Source organism: Gordonia sp. VNK1 (genome assembly GCF_040049135.1).
In the GTDB taxonomy this organism is placed as follows: domain Bacteria; phylum Actinomycetota; class Actinomycetes; order Mycobacteriales; family Mycobacteriaceae; genus Gordonia; species Gordonia oleivorans.
Genome location: NZ_JBDZDJ010000007.1, coordinates 19,442 through 37,637 on the forward strand (window position 1 = coordinate 19,442; position 18,196 = coordinate 37,637).

The 18,196-nt window shown below is 66.9% G+C and carries 18 protein-coding genes and 1 pseudogene; 8 read left to right on the plus strand and 11 right to left on the minus strand.

Annotated features, from left to right (window positions below):
• Positions 1-258 precede the first annotated feature (258 nt).
• Positions 259-567 (plus strand): annotated as a pseudogene (locus ABLE94_RS10530) (prolyl oligopeptidase family serine peptidase); the annotation flags it as partial.
• 320 nt (positions 568-887) lie between these two features.
• Here ABLE94_RS10530 and ABLE94_RS10535 read toward each other — a convergent pair.
• Complete coding sequence (locus ABLE94_RS10535; RefSeq protein ID WP_348808710.1) at positions 888-2,456, minus strand: DHA2 family efflux MFS transporter permease subunit; 1,569 nt, start codon at positions 2,454-2,456, stop codon at positions 888-890.
• Positions 2,453-2,947: a MarR family winged helix-turn-helix transcriptional regulator gene (locus ABLE94_RS10540; protein WP_348804634.1), complete on the minus strand. Its 495-nt coding sequence runs from the start codon at positions 2,945-2,947 to the stop codon at positions 2,453-2,455. The genes ABLE94_RS10535 and ABLE94_RS10540 overlap by 4 nt, the downstream gene beginning before the upstream one ends.
• An 83-nt stretch (positions 2,948-3,030) precedes the next feature.
• On the opposite strand from ABLE94_RS10540, the gene ABLE94_RS10545 reads away from it, so the two are divergent.
• From ABLE94_RS10545 to ABLE94_RS10560, 4 genes are all read left to right on the plus strand, one after another.
• Positions 3,031-3,513, plus strand: a complete 483-nt coding sequence (locus ABLE94_RS10545) for a glutathione peroxidase (protein WP_348804635.1) — start codon at positions 3,031-3,033, stop codon at positions 3,511-3,513.
• A 114-nt stretch (positions 3,514-3,627) separates the two neighbouring features.
• Positions 3,628-3,867, plus strand: coding sequence for a phosphoribosylformylglycinamidine synthase subunit PurS (gene purS, locus ABLE94_RS10550; protein ID WP_348804636.1), 240 nt, complete (start codon positions 3,628-3,630; stop codon positions 3,865-3,867).
• A gap of 11 nt (positions 3,868-3,878) precedes the next feature.
• Positions 3,879-4,559 (plus strand): phosphoribosylformylglycinamidine synthase subunit PurQ, encoded by a 681-nt coding sequence (purQ, locus tag ABLE94_RS10555; protein ID WP_348804637.1) that lies wholly within the window; start codon positions 3,879-3,881, stop codon positions 4,557-4,559.
• 10 nt (positions 4,560-4,569) lie between these two features.
• Entirely contained in the window at positions 4,570-5,859 is a 1,290-nt protein-coding gene (locus ABLE94_RS10560; RefSeq protein WP_348804638.1) for a M18 family aminopeptidase, read from the plus strand.
• A gap of 124 nt (positions 5,860-5,983) precedes the next feature.
• Here ABLE94_RS10560 and ABLE94_RS10565 read toward each other — a convergent pair whose 3' ends face one another.
• From ABLE94_RS10565 to ABLE94_RS10580, 4 genes are all read right to left on the minus strand, one after another.
• Positions 5,984-6,685, minus strand: coding sequence for a S1 family peptidase (locus tag ABLE94_RS10565; protein WP_348804639.1), 702 nt, complete (start codon positions 6,683-6,685; stop codon positions 5,984-5,986).
• Between the two features lie 147 nt (positions 6,686-6,832).
• A complete protein-coding gene (locus tag ABLE94_RS10570; protein ID WP_348804640.1) occupies positions 6,833-7,636 on the minus strand; it encodes a lytic transglycosylase domain-containing protein in 804 nt (267 codons plus the stop codon).
• A 204-nt stretch (positions 7,637-7,840) separates the two neighbouring features.
• Positions 7,841-9,160, minus strand: coding sequence for a hypothetical protein (locus tag ABLE94_RS10575; RefSeq protein ID WP_348804641.1), 1,320 nt, complete (start codon positions 9,158-9,160; stop codon positions 7,841-7,843).
• Positions 9,161-9,222: 62 nt separating this feature from the next.
• On the minus strand, positions 9,223-10,092 hold the full coding sequence (locus ABLE94_RS10580) for an NAD(P)H-binding protein (protein WP_348804642.1): 870 nt from the start codon (positions 10,090-10,092) through the stop codon (positions 9,223-9,225).
• A 182-nt stretch (positions 10,093-10,274) separates the two neighbouring features.
• On the opposite strand from ABLE94_RS10580, the gene ABLE94_RS10585 reads away from it, so the two are divergent.
• Complete coding sequence (locus tag ABLE94_RS10585; RefSeq protein WP_348804880.1) at positions 10,275-10,637, plus strand: winged helix-turn-helix transcriptional regulator; 363 nt, start codon at positions 10,275-10,277, stop codon at positions 10,635-10,637.
• Here the strand turns inward: ABLE94_RS10585 and ABLE94_RS10590 are convergent.
• The 5 genes from ABLE94_RS10590 to ABLE94_RS10610 all read right to left on the minus strand — a co-directional run bounded on the left by ABLE94_RS10590 (position 10,625) and on the right by ABLE94_RS10610 (position 14,680).
• Complete coding sequence (locus ABLE94_RS10590; RefSeq protein ID WP_348804643.1) at positions 10,625-11,953, minus strand: VOC family protein; 1,329 nt, start codon at positions 11,951-11,953, stop codon at positions 10,625-10,627. The genes ABLE94_RS10585 and ABLE94_RS10590 overlap by 13 nt on opposite strands.
• A complete protein-coding gene (locus ABLE94_RS10595) occupies positions 11,950-12,489 on the minus strand; it encodes an RNA polymerase sigma factor (RefSeq protein WP_348804644.1) in 540 nt (179 codons plus the stop codon). The genes ABLE94_RS10590 and ABLE94_RS10595 overlap by 4 nt, the downstream gene beginning before the upstream one ends.
• A 58-nt stretch (positions 12,490-12,547) precedes the next feature.
• Positions 12,548-13,075, minus strand: coding sequence for a DUF1990 domain-containing protein (locus tag ABLE94_RS10600; RefSeq protein ID WP_348804645.1), 528 nt, complete (start codon positions 13,073-13,075; stop codon positions 12,548-12,550).
• A gap of 40 nt (positions 13,076-13,115) precedes the next feature.
• Positions 13,116-13,685: an LppP/LprE family lipoprotein gene (locus tag ABLE94_RS10605; protein WP_348804646.1), complete on the minus strand. Its 570-nt coding sequence runs from the start codon at positions 13,683-13,685 to the stop codon at positions 13,116-13,118.
• A gap of 119 nt (positions 13,686-13,804) precedes the next feature.
• Positions 13,805-14,680, minus strand: a complete 876-nt coding sequence (locus ABLE94_RS10610) for an alpha/beta fold hydrolase (protein WP_348808711.1) — start codon at positions 14,678-14,680, stop codon at positions 13,805-13,807.
• A gap of 67 nt (positions 14,681-14,747) precedes the next feature.
• On the opposite strand from ABLE94_RS10610, the gene ABLE94_RS10615 reads away from it, so the two are divergent.
• Both ABLE94_RS10615 and ABLE94_RS10620 read left to right on the plus strand, forming a co-directional pair.
• Entirely contained in the window at positions 14,748-15,362 is a 615-nt protein-coding gene (locus ABLE94_RS10615) for a TetR/AcrR family transcriptional regulator (protein ID WP_348804648.1), read from the plus strand.
• A 269-nt stretch (positions 15,363-15,631) separates the two neighbouring features.
• Entirely contained in the window at positions 15,632-18,178 is a 2,547-nt protein-coding gene (locus ABLE94_RS10620) for an ATP-dependent Clp protease ATP-binding subunit (RefSeq protein ID WP_348808712.1), read from the plus strand.
• Positions 18,179-18,196 lie beyond the last annotated feature (18 nt).

The following is an 18,196-nucleotide window of genomic DNA, read 5'->3' on the forward strand; positions in this document are numbered from 1 at the left end:
GACAATCTCATCCTGCTCAAGACGGAGATGTCGGCCGGCCACGGCGGCGTGTCCGGCCGGTACAAGCAGTGGGAGGAAGTCGCCTTCGAGATCGCCTGGATCCTGCAGCAGACCGGTGCGGTCTCGGTCTGAGTGGGAGAGGACCTCATATAACCGGGATGGCTCAGGGGACTCACGACAATTATTGACGTGAGTCCCGCTATTCGTCCCATCTGTATGTGCGTCCGGCGGTGTTCGGGTGTCAGTCGGCGGCATCTGATCACCGCCCTGTCCTATCCGCCGATTCTCGCGCAGACCTCGCTCAACGACACCCGTGTGCTGTTCACCGAGGCGGCCAAATGGGTTGCCCGGCTACAGGATCTGAGCACCTCGGACAATCTCATCCTGCTCAAGACGGAGATGTCGGCCGGCCACGGCGGCGTGTCCGGCCGGTACAAGCAGTGGGAGGAAGTCGCCTTCGAGATCGCCTGGATCCTGCAGCAGACCGGTGCGGTCACACGGTCTGAGTGGGAGAGGACCTCATATAACCGGGATGGCTCAGGGGACTCGCGACAATTATTGACGTGAGTCCCGCTATTCATCCCATCTGTATGTGCGTCCGGCGGTGTTCGGGTGTCAGTCGGCGGCATCTGACACCGGAACCATGGTGTGCGCCACGATTCCGCCACGGAACACGGCCGTGGTGACGCGCTCGAGGCGCACTGATTGCTCCAGATCGGAGAAGAGGGCCCGACCGGCCCCGAGCGGTAGATCTACCACGACTTTTACCGAAACTCATCGCGACAAGCGGGCGATGCCCCGCACCCGAGAACGGGTGCGGGGCATCGTGCGACGCAGAGCGTCAGTGCAACCCGACGCGGAGCGTCAGTGCAACCCGACGCGGAGCGTCAGTGCAACATCGTCGGTGCCGGACGATCCATGTCCTCTTCGACCAGCGGGGAGGCGATCTTCTTGCGGGGCAGGAAGAACGCCGGGATGAGGGTCACCGCGACCAGGACGGTGGCGATGATGAAGGTGGTGCCGAACGCATTCGCGGCCCACTCGAACCACTGCTGCGGCGGTTCCGGGGGCAACTGCCCGGCCTGCACACCCGCCTCGTACTTGTCCGGGGCGGCGTTGCTGCTGATCGCGATGAGCGACTCCGGATGTGCCTTGAACAGGGTGGCCAAGACCACCGAGATCACCGCGGTACCGATCGACGACGCCGACTGCTGAACGACGTTCATCAGGGTCGAACCGTCCGGGACCTGCTTGTTGTTCAGGGTGGCCAGCGCGGCGGACATGATCGGCATCATCGTCATACCCATGCCCAGACCCTGCACGAACAGCGCGATGCACAGTGCCCAGTACGGGGTGTCGGGGCCGAGGAAGACGAAATAGCCCATGCCGCAGAAGATCAGCACGATACCGGCGAGGACGAACTTGCCGGGGCCCATCTTGTCGGTGAGGCGACCGGCGATCGGCATCGTGATCATCGCGCCGAGTCCCTGCGGTGCCAGCAGCAGTCCGGCCATCAGGGTGGACTCGCCGCGCACACCGATGAAGTACTGCGGATAGAGCAGTGCCGCACCGAAGAAGGCGATCATGAACGTCGTCATCGTGATGACGGCGATGGCCAGGGTCTTGTTCTTGAACAGACGCAGGTCCAGCAGCGGATTCTTGGAGCGCAGGGCGTGGAACACGAACCCGATGATCAGCAGTAAACCGATGATGGTGATCGTGAGGACCTTGGCGTCGATGAACGTGCCGGCCTCGGTGGACGAGGAGATGCCGTAGAGGAACAGTGCCAGACCCGGTGAGAGCAACAGCAATCCGACGATGTCGATACTCGGGTGGGAGGTCTCCTCGTCATCACGCAGCACCAGCCACGCATAGACGAGGGCAACCAGACCGATCGGGACGTTGATCAGGAACACCCAGTGCCAGCTGGCCTTCTCGATGAGCAGGCCACCGAGGATGGGGCCACCGATGGGGCCGAGCAGCATCGGGATACCGAGGACGGCCATCACCGAACCGACCCGCTCGGGACCGGCGGCCTTGGTGAGGATCATCATGCCGATCGGCATCAGCAGACCACCGCCGAGACCCTGGACCACGCGGAAGGCGACCAGCGATCCGATGTTCCAGGCGACCGCGCACAGGGCGGAGCCGAGCAGGAACAGCAGCAGCGACGTCAGATACACCTTCTTGGTGCCGAAACGTGCTGCGGCCCAACTCGACAGCGGGATCACCGCGGCCAGCGCCAGGGTGTAGCCGGTCATCGTCCAGGCGGCGCCGGCGGCGTCGGTGTCGAAGGTTTCCTGGAAGGTGTTCTGCGCCACCGACACCACGGTGACGTCGAGGATCGACATGATGGCGCCGAGCACGACGACGCCGGCGATCTTCAGCACATGCTTGTCGAGCCCGGTGTCCGGCGGTCCGGAATGGAGATGACCTCCGGTGGAGGATGTCGTCATGAGGTGACTTTCTGCTTGCGAGTGGAAGAGTCGATGGGGGAGAGGTCGAAGTAGTCGACGTCGGCGTCGACGATCGGTCGGAGTGCCGCGATCAGGGCGGCCTGGTGTTCGGAGGGCAAGCCGGCGACGAAGGTGCGGAGCACGCCCTGCTGGACGGTCAACTGCTTGTCGATCAGTGCGCGGCCCTCGGCGGTGAGGCTGACCCGTTTGACCCGACGGTCGTCGGGATCTTCGCGGCGGTCGACGAATCCCGACTTGACCAGCCGGTCGACGGTGCGGCCGGTGGCGGCCACCGACAAACCGATCGCATCGGCGATCTCGTGCACCGACATCGGTTCCTCGGCGTCACCGGTCACGAACAGCGTTCGGATCTGGCTGAGGGTGAGGTCGGTGGTGGCGAGATCATCCATGGCGGCCGTCTTGCCGAGACAGGTCAATCGATCCAGGAAGTCGCGGAGCGCGCCACACGCGGAATCGACTGAGGAAGACACCGGGAAATAGTAACGGGGACGCAACTATCGCACCAACGCAAATAATGGTGAGCTCGGTCATAGTGCGACTACGCTCGGATGCCATGAGCAACGTCAAGAACATCCCGGTCACCGCCCTCGACGGATCGGCGCTGTCGCTGTCGGACTTCGACGGCCCGCTGCTGGTGGTCAACGTCGCCAGCAAATGCGGTCTCACCCCGCAGTACACGGGTCTCGAAGAGATCGCCGAGAAGTACGCCGATCGCGGGCTCACCGTCGTCGGTGTGCCCTGCAACCAGTTCATGGGACAGGAGCCGGGCAGCCCGGAGGAGATCGCCACCTTCTGCTCCACGAACTACGGCGTGACCTTTCCGCTGTTGGCAAAGACCGACGTCAACGGAGACGACCGCCATCCGCTCTACGCCGAACTGACCCAGGCCACCGACGCCGAGGGCGAGGCCGGCGACATCCAGTGGAACTTCGAGAAGTTCGTCGTCGGCGCCGACGGTGAGGTCACCGCACGGTTCCGCCCGCGCACCGAACCGACCGCCCCCGAGGTGATCGAGGCCATCGAAGCGGCGCTGTAGACCGACGCCGGTCGGGGCGAGCGGGCGCCCGTGATGCCGGTAAGGTAGCCCGTGATCAGCCAAAGTCCATTTTCCGACGCGACACATGGACATACCGAATGGGAGCAATTGCCGATGGCACGAGTGGTGGTCGACGTGATGCCCAAGGCCGAGATCCTCGATCCGCAGGGTCAGGCGATCGTCGGTGCACTGGGGCGCCTGGGATTCAGCGGGATCGGTGACGTCCGGCAGGGCAAGCGATTCGAACTCGAGGTCGACGACAGCGTCGACGACGTGACCCTGGAGCGGATCGCCGAGGAACTGCTGACCAACACGGTCATCGAGAACTTCAGCGTCTCCCGGGTCTCGGAGTAGGTCGGGAGCAGATGAGCGCACGTATTGGGGTCATCACCTTCCCGGGCACCCTCGATGACGTCGACGCGGCCCGCGCGGTCCGCCTCGCCGGCGCCGAGGCCGTCGACCTGTGGCACGGCGACGCCGACCTGAAGGGGGTCGACGCGGTCATCGTGCCGGGCGGCTTCTCCTACGGCGACTACCTGCGCGCCGGCGCCATCGCGAAGTTCGCGCCCGTCATGGGTTCGGTCATCGAGGCCGCGGGCAAGGGCATGCCGGTGCTCGGCATCTGCAACGGATTCCAGGTGCTGTGCGAGGCCGGTCTGCTGCCCGGCGCCCTGACCCGCAATGAGGGCTTGCACTTCATCTGCCGCGATCAGTGGCTGCGGGTGGAATCGACCACCACCGCCTGGAGTTCGCGGTTCGAGCGGGGCGCGGAGATCCTCATCCCACTGAAGTCCGGTGAGGGCCGCTACGTCGCCCCGCAACGCAAACTCGAGGAACTCGAGGGGGAGGGCCTCATCGTCTTCACCTACGCGGGCGGCAATCCCAACGGTTCCGCGCTCGACATCGCCGGGATCAGCAGCCCCGACGGCCGCATCGTCGGGCTGATGCCGCACCCCGAGCACGCCACCGAGGCCCTGACCGGCCCGAGCGACGACGGTCTGGGGATGTTCTACTCGGCCATCGACGCGGTGCTCTCGGCCGCATGAGTCGCCGCGCATGAGTCTGTCCACCTCGGCCACCGCCGGCGGGCTCGGCGAGTTCATCGACGCCTCGCCGTCACCCTTCCACGTCTGTGCCACCGTCGCGAAGACGTTGGAGGAGGCGGGTTTTCGGCGGTTGTTCGAGGAACACGAGTGGCTCACCGAGCAGGACGCGTCGATCCCGTCACCGGATCGGAAGTTCTACGTCATCCGCGGTGGCTCGATCATCGCGTGGGATCTCGGTGACGGCAACGACTTCCGCATCGTCGGCGGCCACACCGACAGCCCCAACCTGCGACTCAAGCAGCACCCGGATCGGATGAGTGCGGGCGTCGCGATGATCGCGCTCGAACCGTACGGCGGGGCGTGGCTGAACTCGTGGCTGGACCGTGACCTCGGGCTGTCCGGGCGGCTGGCGTACCGATCGGGAAACACCGTGGCGCACACGCTGGTTCACGTGACCGAACCGGTGGTGCGGGTGCCGCAGTTGGCGATCCACCTCTCCGCCGACCGCAAGGGTGTCACACCGGATCCGCAGCGTCACGTCGACGGCATCTGGGGGATCGGCGACGACGTGCCGAGTGTGCTGAAGTGGGTGGCCGAATACGCCGGTATCGAACCGGAGTCGTTGCTCGGCTGGGAACTGATGACCCACGACATCGCGCCGTCGGGACTGATCGGTGCCGATCGCGACTTGCTCAGCGCGCCCCGCCTGGACAATCAGGGGACCTGTTACGCCGGGCTGCGCGCGTTGCTCGACGGTGCGCCGTCGATCCACACCCGGGTGCTGGCGTTGTTCGATCACGAAGAGGTCGGCAGCGGGTCCGAACGGGGCGCCGCGTCGGACTTCCTGGCGACGACCCTCGAACGAATCGTGTTGACGCGCGGCGGAACCCGTGCCGACTACCTGCAGGCGATGGCCTCGAGTGTCTGCGTGTCCGGGGACATGGCGCATGCCACCCACCCCAATCATCCGGAGCGGCACGAACCGTCACACCGCATCGCGATCAACGGCGGTCCGGTGCTCAAGGTGAATCAGAATCTGCGCTACGCCTCGGATGCGGTGGGGGAGGCCATCTTCGCCCTCGCCTGCGACACCGCCGGGGTGCCGATGCAGCGCTACATCCATCGCGCCGACCTGCCCTGTGGTTCGACGATCGGCCCCATCACCGCCACCCGCACCGGTCTGATGACCATCGACGTCGGTGCGCCCCAGTTGGCGATGCACAGTGCCCGGGAGATGATGGGCGCCGCCGACGTACCGATGTATTCGGCTGCCCTGCAAGCATTTCTGAGCGCCGACTAGCAACCCCGACCGGCAGCCCGTCGCCCGGTGACGGCGCTCTCCCTCACGCTGACAGCGCCCTCCCGAGTGCGGTGAGCATTCGAGAGGGCGCTGTCAACGTTATTCAGGGCGCTGTCAACGTCATTCAGATCGGACGGAAACCGGCTCCGTAGCGTCCGTAGTAGTTCATGTCGCCGATGATGGCGGTCATCTTGGTGGCGACCATCGGTGTGTAGACCGGGACGGCGGGATGGATGCAGCCGATGGCACCTCGCAGCGGCGTGCCGGGGATACCGACGATCAGTCCCCCGTTGAGCATGCCGACGACGCGGTTGCCCGACAGCACCGGGCCACCGGAGTCGCCGTGGTTGGCGCAGACGTAGCTGAGGCTGTCGGTGCTGGAGGTCTGCAGGACCGGGCCGCAGCTGAAACCGGTGGTGCGTCCGGTCTTACAGACCGACGCGCCGGCAGGCGGGAACGCTCCGACGGAACGGATGGTGGCTCCGCCGGCGGTCCGGGTGCCGAACACGCGGTTGGTGTCGAGCTGGATCACCGCGTAGTCACCTGGCTTGCTCTTCTGGACGATGCGGCCGATGACCCCGGCTCGGGGGTTGTTCTCCAACGAGATTCGCGATCCGACATCGCCGCAGTGGCCGGCGGTGAGGCCGATGAGTCGTCCGGCGCGATCGTGTCCCACAGTCGTCATCGTGCAGCCGTACCGCGAGTCGATGACGATGCCGCTACCACCACCGACGGGTGCGAGCGGTGCGGCGTGTGCCGTGAATGCGGGTGTCAGGGCCAAGAGCAGACCGACAACCACGGTGACGATGCGCAGGATGCGCCTCATGAACTCTCCGTTCGCAAATGAGGACGGGGAGTTCACGATGTCGAATTCCCCGATGGGTAACGTCACTCTATCCAGTGGGTCGGGGAAGTCAACTGTGGTGGGTCCCATCGTGTTGCCGGTCCCGCGTCATCACACACCGTGCCCGCGTCAGTACCCGCGCGCGAACCCCAGGACGTCGGAGACGTAGGTCATCGAATTGTTGTAGCGCAGCACCGCGGTCGTCTGGGCCGCGGCATTGCGCAGATCGAGGCCACCGTCGCAGAGATAGCGGGCGGTCGTGAGGGCCGCGTCGAAGATGTTCTGCGGGTCGGCCACGCCGTCGCCGTTGCCGTCGGCCGCGTACTTCTGCCACGTCGCCGGGATGAACTGCATCGGCCCGACCGCCCGGTCGTGGACGGCATCTCCGTCGAGGCGTCCTCCGTCGGTGTCGGTGATCACCTGATTGCCGGCCAACGAGCCGTCGAGGGTGGGGCCGAAGATCGGCGTGCGCAGGCGGCCGGACGCGTCGGCGTCGCCGTTGTTGGCGTGGTGCGACTCGACCTTGCCGATGCCGGCGATCAGCTTCCAGTCGATGCCACACACCGGCTCGGTGCGGGCGATCGTGTCGGCGGCCTTGCGGTAGGCCTCGAAGTTGATCGTCGGAACCGCTCCGTCGGTCACGCTGGCGGGCAACGGTGCCGCGGCCGGGGTGGCGACGGCGGGTGTCGCGGTGATTGCGGTGTGCGCCGCGGGCACGGGTGCGCCGACCGCCTCCGGGGAGGCCGACGACGCGGCGTGTGACGCGGAGGGCGTCGACGTCGCGGCGGGTTGGGCGACGGCCTGCCCGCCGTCGTCGGTGGCTGCGGCGGCCGCGGCGGCAAAGGCGCCGACGACCGGGATCAAGGCGGTGGCCATCAACGGTTTACGCGCTCGCGGAAGGAGCGGCGAGCGTGGCTTGGAGTGCTTTCCCAACGGTCGGACCTCAGAACATCTCGGGTACATCGAGGCCCGCGAGCATCTGTTCGGTCGCGGACCGCCGACGACGCTACACGTCAGCGTGTCCAATCCGTTATCTGGTCGTTATCAAATCCTGGGAGTCGGCTGAGCGTCACCCACGCCGATGCAGGTCATCCCGGACGCGAGTGAAGCGATGTGATACCCGCCACAACGCATCGCTCAACTGGGCTGGAAGACCCGCAGCGTGCTTCCCTCATGCGCCACGATGAAACCGTCGACGCTGTCGACGGCCCCGTTCACGTCGACCGACCACGCGGTCGACTCGGTGGCCGGATCGACCGCGGAGATCCGCGCGCCGTTGGCGAAGACCAAGAGGCCTCCGCTGGATCCGACGCACCGCAGATTGTCGAGGTTGCCGTTGGGGTCCTCGAACGACGGCGCCGGCAGCGAACCGACCGCCGAACCGTCGGACAGTGCATGAATCGACCGCGAACGATCCTTCAGCGCGAACGCGACGTAGCGGCCGCAGGGGCGGGTGTTGGCCTTGGAGAGTTCGGGATCGGTCACCTGCCAGAGTGCGCCGGATCGGGCCGGGTCGACGATCACATAGAGCCCGTCGGTCGCCTGCATCTGCGCGAGCCCGGTCAGGGCCAGCACCGGAAGGGTCGACGGCCCCGGTATGACGTGCCAGCCGTCCTTGTGCGCGGTGGGGGTCGGATCGATCCGACCGTCGTCGACGGCATAGGAATCGAAGGTGCGGGTGTCGGCGTCGGTGTGGTCGACGGTGATGCCGGTGGGATAGACGTTGATCGTGCAGCCCGAGCACGTCAGCAGGTCGGCGCCGGTGCCACGGTCGACGATGAATCGCGCACCGCCGGAGGTGGTGATCATCAGGAGGCCGTTGGCGGTGACCTCCGGCGTGGCGCTGTCGGAGAACGAGCGCGACCACAGCGTGCGGCCCGACGGCGTGCGCATCGTGATCTGATATCCGGTCGCGTCGATGTGCGCGAAGTTGTGGCCGACGGCGACGACCTTCGCCGAATCGTCGTCCCCCGGCACCGCGGTGGGTGTGCCGTCGTCCTCGACGAGATAGAAGCCCTCGGCGAGGTCGCTGCTCGCGTTGACGGCACATCCCACCACACCGTCGTCGGTGATGTCGCAACTCCCGGTGCCCGCCCGCACTGGCGACGGCCACAGCGCGTGGCCGTCGCCGCGGTCGACGAGCAGGTAACTGCGCCCGATGCCCGACGGGTAGCTGAGCAGCCACTCGTCGCCATGGGTGGCCGCGACCTCGATCCGTCCGACGGCGGCGGTGTAGCCGGGCAGGCGCCGGTCGGTGATCGTCCACGCCACGGCCGGTGTGTGCGGATACGACCGCAACTGTCCGTAGTCGTGCGCCGTGTCGGCGTCGTCGGGAGTGCCCATCGCCAGGACCGCGCCGACCGAGGCCACCATCGCGGCCGCCAGGATCGCGACGACGGTCCCGATCCCGAACGGGAGGCGGTGGGCCAGACGGCGCAGGTCGGCGCGAAGTGACATGGCGAACAGTCAATCACGTCGACCGGCCGGCGTCGGGAGGCCAGGCGGCGGGCAGGCGGAGCTCAGGCGGTGGCGCTGACCAGCCCGGCACGCAGGACGTCGACCAGCGGTGTGGTGGGCCGCCCGAGCAGATCGTGCAACGCGGTCGAGTCGGAATCGAGGTCGCCGCGCGCCACGCCCGCATCCGAGTCCGCGAGGATCGCCGCGAACTGTGCCGGGATGCCGGCCTGCTCGAGTCCGGCGGCGTAGTCGGCCTCGGGGAGGTCCTGATAGGCGACCGGCCGGCCGCTGACCTGTGCGAGTGCCGCGGCGATCTCCGGGTAGGTGAGGTGCTCGTCGCCGGTGAGTTCATAGATCTCCGCGCCCGCCGCGTCGACGAGGGCGGCGGCGGCCGCACCGGCGAAGTCGGCACGAGCCGCCCCGCCGACGGTGCCCGTCCCGGCCGCGCCGTACAGCACGCCCGATTCGATCGCGGCCGGCGCCGACTGCAGGTAGTTCTCCCAGTACCAGCCGTTGCGCAGCAGGACATACCCGACGCCGGATTCGACGAGGATCTTCTCCGTCGCGGCATGCTCCTGTGCCAGGGTCAACGGCGAGGTGTCGGCCCGCACGACGCTCGTGTAGGCGACGAGGGTCACGCCGGTCTCGGCGGCGGCTTCGATCACGTTGCGGTGCTGGGGGACTCGTGATCCGATTTCCGATCCCGACACGAGGAGCAGTCGGTCGACGCCGGTGAGCGCGGCGCGCAGGGCGGCCGGGTCGGAGTAGTCGGCGACGCGCACGTCCACGCCGAGATCACGCAGCGCGGCCGCCTTGTCGGGGTCGCGCACGACGGCGTGGATGTCGGCGGGTGCGACGCCCCGGTCGATGAGTGCGGACACGGCGAGGCCACCCAGGGCTCCGGTGGCCCCGGTCACGGCGTAGCTGGTCATGACGATGCTCCTTCGATTGACGATTCCCGATCATCATGCACTTACTATTCGTGCAGTGCAAACACTGGAGTTAGCACAGGCGTCGATCAGGGCATACGATGACTGTCATGTCCGCCGAGCCTGCCGCCACCGACCCCGGGATCGACTCGGTCGGCGATGGGCTGGGCCCGGACCCGGTTCTGATGGCCGATGTTTTCGCCCGCGACTGCGCCTCGCGCGACATCCTGCAGAACGTCACCAGTCGCTGGGGGCTGCTCGCGCTGGTCGCACTCGGCGAGGGGGATCTGCGGTTCAGTGCCCTGCGTCGCCGCGTCGACGGGGTGAGCGAGCGGATGCTGTCCCAGACGCTGCAGCACCTCGAGCGCGACGGATTCGTGAATCGAACGGTGCTGCAGTCGATTCCGCCGAAGGTGGAGTATTCGCTGACCGAACTCGGTGCCGACGTGGCGGCACGACTGTTGGGGTTGATCGAACTCGTCGAGGGCAGCGTCGGAAGCGTCGCGCGGTCACGCGAGGCGTTCGACGAGTCGCGTCAGAAGAGCTGACCGAGGTAGAACCGCGCGCCCTGGTCGTCGACGCAGTGCGCGGTGATCCCGTAGGCCTGACGATCGGGTTCGCGCAGCACTCGGCCGCCGGCATCGCGCACCCGTGCGACCGCGGCGTCGATGTCGGAGACACTCCACATCGGTTCGGCGACAGACGAATCCGCGCCACCGGCGACGCCGATCTGCGGATGGGCGCCATCCACCTCCCAGCCGTCGTCGATGCGCCCGGGTGTGAACGACCAGCCCAGCACGGAGCCGTAGAACGACCGCAGCCGAGCGCTGTCGGGGGTGTGCACCGTGAGATACGACATCTCGCCATGACCGGACGGATGCTGGTGCATGCGTTGGTCATTCGCCTGAGGGATGTACGCCGAGAAGGCGACGCCCTGGTCGTCGACGGCGTCGAGGACCTGCACGCCGTCGCCGGCCGTCGACACCTCGCCGGCGCGACCACCGGCGGCGACGATCGCCGCGTGCGCGGCGTCGAAGTCGTCGACGGCGTACACGCAGAACAGGGTGTTCACCCCGTAGTCGCTCGCGGCCGAAATGCCCAGCCGGTGACCGAGATTGGTGACCTGACGATGTGCCGGATCGTATTCCCAGCCCAATACCGCACCGTAGAAGCGCGCGGCCTTCTCGACGTCGGGGGTCTGTAGCGACAGGTAGGCGATATCGCCGGGCCGGAGCGGCTCGGGTGCAACGGTGGTCGCGAGCACCGGGCCGGTGAGCATCCACCGATGACCGAAGGGATCGATGATGGTGGCCGATCGGGTGCCGTGTGCCTCGTACGGTTCCCGGGTCACGATCGCGCCCCCGCCGCGGGCGTTCTGCAGGGCCGCGTCGGCGCTGGGCACCGGGAGCATCAGGCTCACCGACACGTGGCCGGGACCCGGTGCCCGCAAACCCATGTCGGGGAACTCCTCGGCGAGATAGAGCACGCCGTCGCCGATCTCGAGTTCGGCGTGCCCGATGGTGTTGTCGTCCATCAGGATCGGCTCACCGCGAAGCCGTGCCCCGAGGTGTTCGACGTACCAGCCGATGGCCGCGCGGGCATCGCGCACGGTGAGGTAGGGGAGGGCGCCGGGCCGTTCGACGACCGGTGCGGTGGAGTCGGTGGGCGCGGTGAGGTCATCGACGGTGGTGGTGGACATGAGAACTCCTGTCGGTAGGGTGGCGCCGCGCTCGAGGAGATCACGAAGGCGCGCGGCGAAGTCGGGGTCGGGTGCGATCGGATCGGTCCATTCCGGTCCGGTCGGCGCGCGCAGTGCGACGAAAGGATCTGTCGTCGACCCGAATTCGGTCCCGTCGGTGCTCATGCGCGTCCTCCTTTCCGGGATGGCCGGGTCTGCTCGGGGTGGGTCGTCTCCTCGGGGTAGGCCGCGCGAAACGCTCGCTTGGCCCGGGTGAGCAGTGCCTCGGTGGCGCCGACCGTGCGGTCGAGCAGCGCGGCACATTCGGCGACCGGGAGGTCGTCGACGTAGCGCAGGGTCAGCGCCGCGCGGTGGATCGGGGAGAGCTGGGCGAGTGTGTGATGGGCGATCATCCGATCGAGATGCGCGTCCCAGTCGTCGGCGGCGGTCTCCGGGATCCCATCGACCGGCTCGGGAGTGCGTTGGGCGCGGCGCCAGTGATCGGCCAGCTTGTGGCGTGCCACCCCGATCAGCCAGGCCACGGTGGGCATCAGGTCGGTGTCGCGGCGCACGGTGTCCATCGCGGCCAGGAAGGTCTCCGACGTCACGTCCTCGGCGACGCCCCGGTCCGAGCAGCGGCGCAGCACGTACCCGTAGACCGCCGGCAGTGCCTCGTCGTAGCACTCCAGCAGTGCTTGGGCACCGCCGCGTTGACCGCTCACATCTCTATCGTCGTCGGCGGAGGCGGAAATCCGACGGTCTCGGGGAAAGTATTTCTGATCAGTGCGCGCCGACGGCGTCGGCGACCGCGGCGAGATAGCGACGCGTCGTCGCGGCCTGCACCGCTCTCACCAGCGGTCCGCCCAGTCGGGTGTACCAGCGTCCCGGGCGGGAAAAGGCCCGGATCACCGCAACGACGGAGTCGTCGGCGCGGTGCTCGACGCTGAACAATTCCTCGCCGCTCTCGGGATGCCCCGCGAGGGTGCCGTAGGCGAAACCGGCCCGATCGGGCTCGTCGAGGACGTAGACCACCCGGCACGGAATCCGGATGCGCCCGAACGCCGGCGCCGACATCACCATGATCGTGCCGACGGCGGCGGCCGGGGTGCTCGCGTGCACGCGCAGTCCGGCGCCGCGCTGCATGCCGTAGGCGAGGATGAATTCCGCGGAGGTGGCGAAATCGGTGCGGCCCGCCCCGACGACGCGTTCGACGACGATCGCATGTGCATCGGCGGGCGGGGTGGACGCCGTCGCCCCGACCTCGGGATAGGTGAACGGCGCCCCGGCCCAGGCGTGGGGATCGATCATGTGCGGAACCTACCCGATCTCGTGGCGCCGGACGCATGCACTAACTGGGCGGGAACGTCCCGATCCGGAACACCTGGCCGGCGACTTGGAAGGCGGTGACGTAGGTCGGTCCACCGCTCGCGCAGCAGAAGGCGTCCTGGGGAAGCAGCCAGCGGTAGCGGACGGTGACGTGATAGGGCGAGTAACCGGAGATGCTGGTGTAACCGAAGGGCTTCGGATCGACGGTCCCCAGGAATCGTCCGCCGGCGAACAGCAGTACCCGCGACTGGTAGGTGGCATCGCCGATCCCGTTGCCGTTCACCAGCATCCAGTCGAGGTTGCAGCCGCGGGAGATCGGATTGTTGCTGGCCCGATAGGGGACGAAGGTTCCGCCGTTGACGTCGCGGCCGACCTTGGCGGCCGAGGTGCGGGCCAGGGCGGAGTTGATGTCGAAGCACATACCGTGTCCGCTGCCGTTGGGTGCGGCCGCGGCGTCGCCGGCGCCGATCGACGTGGCGCCGAGGGTGCCGGCGACGATGCCGGTCACCGACAGGCACGCGATCATCAGGCGCCGCAGAGTGCGTGGGCGACGACGTGTGGATGCGCGGGAGGTTTGTGATGGATCGATCATGATGCGGCCTTCCTCGATGTGGTGGCGTTCGTTCCCGACCGTGATCCCGACCCCGGAAGTTGATTCCGTACTGGTCACATCGACGTCACCCGAGGATTGTTAGCGGAGTTCAGGAATTGTCATTCGGTCGTGATACCCACCTTCCGGCTGATCGCGATGATCGCCTCGGCGAGTGCCTCCGGTTGATCCATCGCCACGAACGTGCGGGAGTTTGCGACCTCGATGAACTCGGCCTGCTCGAACACCGCTGCCAACCGTCGGCCGAGGGCAGGACGAAATGCCTTGTCGGACAGGCCCCACACCACCGACACGGGACATGTCACCCGGGATAGTCGAGGCGTCAACTCGGCGAGTTCTCGTCGATCGATGGCGCGCAGGAACGTGACGAAGTCATCGCGGATGGCCGGATCGGTCCGCAGCGGATCGAAGACCGAGCGTGTGTACGCGGGGTCGGGGTCGGTGATCAGAAGTCCCACGCCGAGAGCGCTATGACGCAGTGCTCGGATCTGCAATGGCCCGGCGATGAGCGGTCGCAGCAGTGGTCGCTGCGTGAGAAGGCCGAAGATGATGCGGAACGGCTGTGGTGGAAATTGTCCGAAGGCATCGCAATTGGTGAAGACCACCCGTCGGACGAAGCCGGGATCGGCGTCGAGCGCGAACTGGCAGATTGCGCCGCCGGTGTCGCAGCCGACCAGGATGGCCTCGGACAGGCCGAGTTCGGCGACGAATTCACGAACCAACGTTGCCGCGCCACGCGGAGAACGATCGGCGTCCGCCCCCCAGGGAATGCGGTGGGCGCCCAGCGGGAGCGTGGGCATATAGCAGTGGAACCCTGCCGCGCCGAGACGTGCGGCCACCGACTCCCACATCCGGCCGTCGACGACCACTCCGTGCACGAAGACGACGGGCGGCAGGGTGGTGGCGTGACCCGTGGGCGCCGCCTCACGGTACTCGAGGACTCCCGACGGGAGTTCGAGCGTATGGACCGATGGCATCGGGACCTCCCGGTAGTGTTGCCGAACAAGTTACGAACACTGCGTATGGAAGTTACGTACACACAGTATGAATGTCAATGGTCGTAGAACACAGGCGGAGCGCACTGCAGCCACCCGTGCGGCGCTGGTCGGTGCCGGACGGGAGCTTTTCGGACGTGACGGATACGCGGGCGTCGGAACCCAGGCGATCGTCGAGCGCGCCGGGGTGACTCGCGGAGCGCTCTATCACCAGTTCGACGACAAGAGGGGACTCTTCACGGCCGTCTTCGATGAGCTGGAGCAGGACGTGGCCCGCTTCTGCGCCGATGCGGCGGCCGAACTCGTGGACGCCGATCCGGTGGCCGCCCTCAAAGCGGGCATTCGTGCATTTCTGGAGTACTTTCACGATCCGGCCGCCCAGACGATCGGCCTTGTCGATGCGCCGGCGGTACTCGGTTGGGCGGCGTGGCGGGCGCGCGGAGAGGAGTTCGGCTTCGCCCTCGTCGAATCCCTGCTCGCCGCGGCAATGGAGGCCGGACAGATCATCCCGGGGCCCACCCGGCCGATGGCGCATGTAGCACTCGGCGCGCTCGACGAGTCGGCGTTGTTCGTGGCCGCAGCCGAGGACTCGGCCACCGCGACCGCGCAGGTGACCGCGATCCTCGATCGGATCGTCGACTCCTTCACGACCGAAAAGGGTTGATCGCCCCGCGTTCGCTCTCGGCGTAGCGAGGCCGGAACACCCTGCCATGCAGGGCGGTTGTACAGCTCGAACCCCCGTCGTCACCCGTTTCGACATCACTTCAGGCGGGCGTTAACTGCAGGTGCACACCACACGACCTCTAGAGTGGAAGCAGGCTGGTCGTCGTGTACCCCGACACCATCGCAGTTGTCGCCTATCTCGATCACCGAACGCTCGGTGATCATCGGGACAACACGACGGCCGGGGCGAAAGCGAAATGAGGGAGAACAATGTTCGAACGGTTCACCGACCGCGCTCGGCGGGTTGTCGTGCTCGCCCAAGAAGAGGCGCGGATGCTCAACCACAACTACATCGGCACCGAGCACATCCTGCTCGGCCTGATCCACGAGGGTGAGGGAGTCGCCGCCAAGGCACTCGAGTCCCTCGGCATCTCCCTCGAGGGTGTGCGCAGTCAGGTCGAGGAGATCATCGGTCAGGGCCAGCAGGCGCCGTCGGGGCACATCCCGTTCACGCCGCGTGCCAAGAAGGTCCTCGAGTTGTCGCTGCGTGAGGCGCTGCAACTCGGCCACAACTACATCGGCACCGAGCACATCCTGCTCGGCCTCATCCGCGAGGGTGAGGGCGTGGCGGCGCAGGTGCTGGTCAAGCTCGGCGCCGACCTCAACCGGGTGCGTCAGCAGGTCATCCAGCTGCTCTCCGGCTACCAGGGCAAGGAGCCGCAGGAGGCCGGTACCGGTGGTCGCTCCACCGAGCAGGGTGGCACCCCGTCGACCTCGCTGGTCCTCGACCAGTTCGGTCGAAACCTGACCGCGGCCGCGTCGGAGGGCAAACTCGACCCCGTCATCGGGCGCGAGAAGGAAATCGAGCGCGTGATGCAGGTGCTGAGCCGCCGCACCAAGAACAACCCGGTGCTCATCGGTGAGCCCGGCGTCGGCAAGACCGCCGTCGTCGAGGGTCTCGCCCAGGCCATCGTCAACGGTCATGTGCCCGAGACGCTCAAGGACAAGCAGCTCTACACCCTCGACCTCGGGTCGCTGGTCGCGGGCAGCCGCTACCGCGGTGACTTCGAGGAACGCCTCAAGAAGGTGCTCAAGGAGATCAACACCCGCGGCGACATCATCCTGTTCATCGACGAGCTGCACACGCTCGTCGGCGCGGGTGCCGCCGAGGGCGCGATCGACGCCGCGTCGATCCTGAAGCCGAAGCTGGCCCGCGGAGAGCTGCAGACCATCGGTGCCACCACCCTCGACGAGTACCGCAAGTACATCGAGAAGGATGCCGCGCTTGAGCGCCGCTTCCAGCCGGTGCAGGTGGGCGAGCCGTCGGTGGAGCACACCATCGAGATCCTCAAGGGTCTGCGCGATCGCTACGAGAGCCACCACCGGGTGTCCATCACCGACGGTGCGCTCGTCGCCGCGGCCACCCTGGCCGACCGCTACATCAACGACCGCTTCCTGCCGGACAAGGCGATCGACCTGATCGACGAGGCCGGAGCCCGGATGCGCATCCGCCGGATGACCGCACCGCCGGACCTGCGTGAGTTCGATGAGCGGATCGCGGACGCCCGCAAGGAGAAGGAAAGCGCGATCGACGCGCAGGACTTCGAGAAGGCCGCCGGCCTGCGGGACAAGGAGAAGCAGCTCGTCGCCGAGCGTGCCGAGCGTGAAAAGCAGTGGCGCAGTGGTGATCTGGACGTCGTGGCCGAGGTCGACGACGAGCAGATCGCCGAGGTGCTGGGCAACTGGACCGGTATCCCGGTGTTCAAGCTCACCGAGGAGGAGACCACCCGTCTGCTCCGCATGGAGGAGGAACTGCACAAGCGGATCATCGGCCAGGAGGATGCGGTCAAGGCCGTCTCCAAGGCGATCCGCCGCACCCGCGCAGGCCTGAAGGACCCGAAGCGCCCGTCCGGTTCGTTCATCTTCGCCGGCCCGTCCGGCGTCGGTAAGACCGAGCTGTCCAAGGCGCTGGCCAACTTCCTGTTCGGCGACGACGACGCGCTCATCCAGATCGACATGGGTGAGTTCCACGACCGGTTCACCGCGTCGCGTCTGTTCGGCGCGCCTCCCGGCTACGTCGGCTACGAAGAGGGCGGCCAGCTCACCGAGAAGGTGCGCCGCAAGCCGTTCTCGGTGGTGCTGTTCGACGAGATCGAGAAGGCCCACTCGGAGATCTACAACACCTTGTTGCAGGTCCTTGAGGACGGCCGCCTCACCGACGGTCAGGGTCGCACGGTCGACTTCAAGAACACCGTGCTGATCTTCACCTCGAACCTCGGAACCTCCGACATCTCCAAGGCCGTCGGTCTGGGCTTCAGCAAGGGCGACGACTCCAAGTCGAACTACGAGCGCATGAAGATGAAGGTCAACGACGAGCTGAAGAAGCACTTCCGCCCGGAGTTCCTCAACCGTATCGACGACATCGTCGTCTTCCACCAGTTGACGCAGGAAGAGATCATCCAGATGGTCGATCTCATGCTCAACCGGGTGGAGACCGCGCTGCGCAACAAGGACATGGCCATCGAGGTCACCGACAAGGCCAAGTCCTTGCTGGCCAAGCGCGGCTTCGATCCGGTGCTCGGTGCCCGTCCGTTGCGTCGGACCATCCAGCGCGAGATCGAGGATCAGCTGTCGGAGAAGATCCTGTTCGGTGACATCACGCCGGGCCAGATCGTCCTCATCGACGTGGAAGGCTGGGACGGCGAAGGCGACGGCGAGGATGCCAAGTTCACCTTCACCGGCTCGGAGAAGCCCCGCGAATTGCCGGATGCCCCGGTCGAATTGACCAAGGCAGGCGAGGGCAGCAGCGAGAGCTGATCGCGCCCAATCGAATAC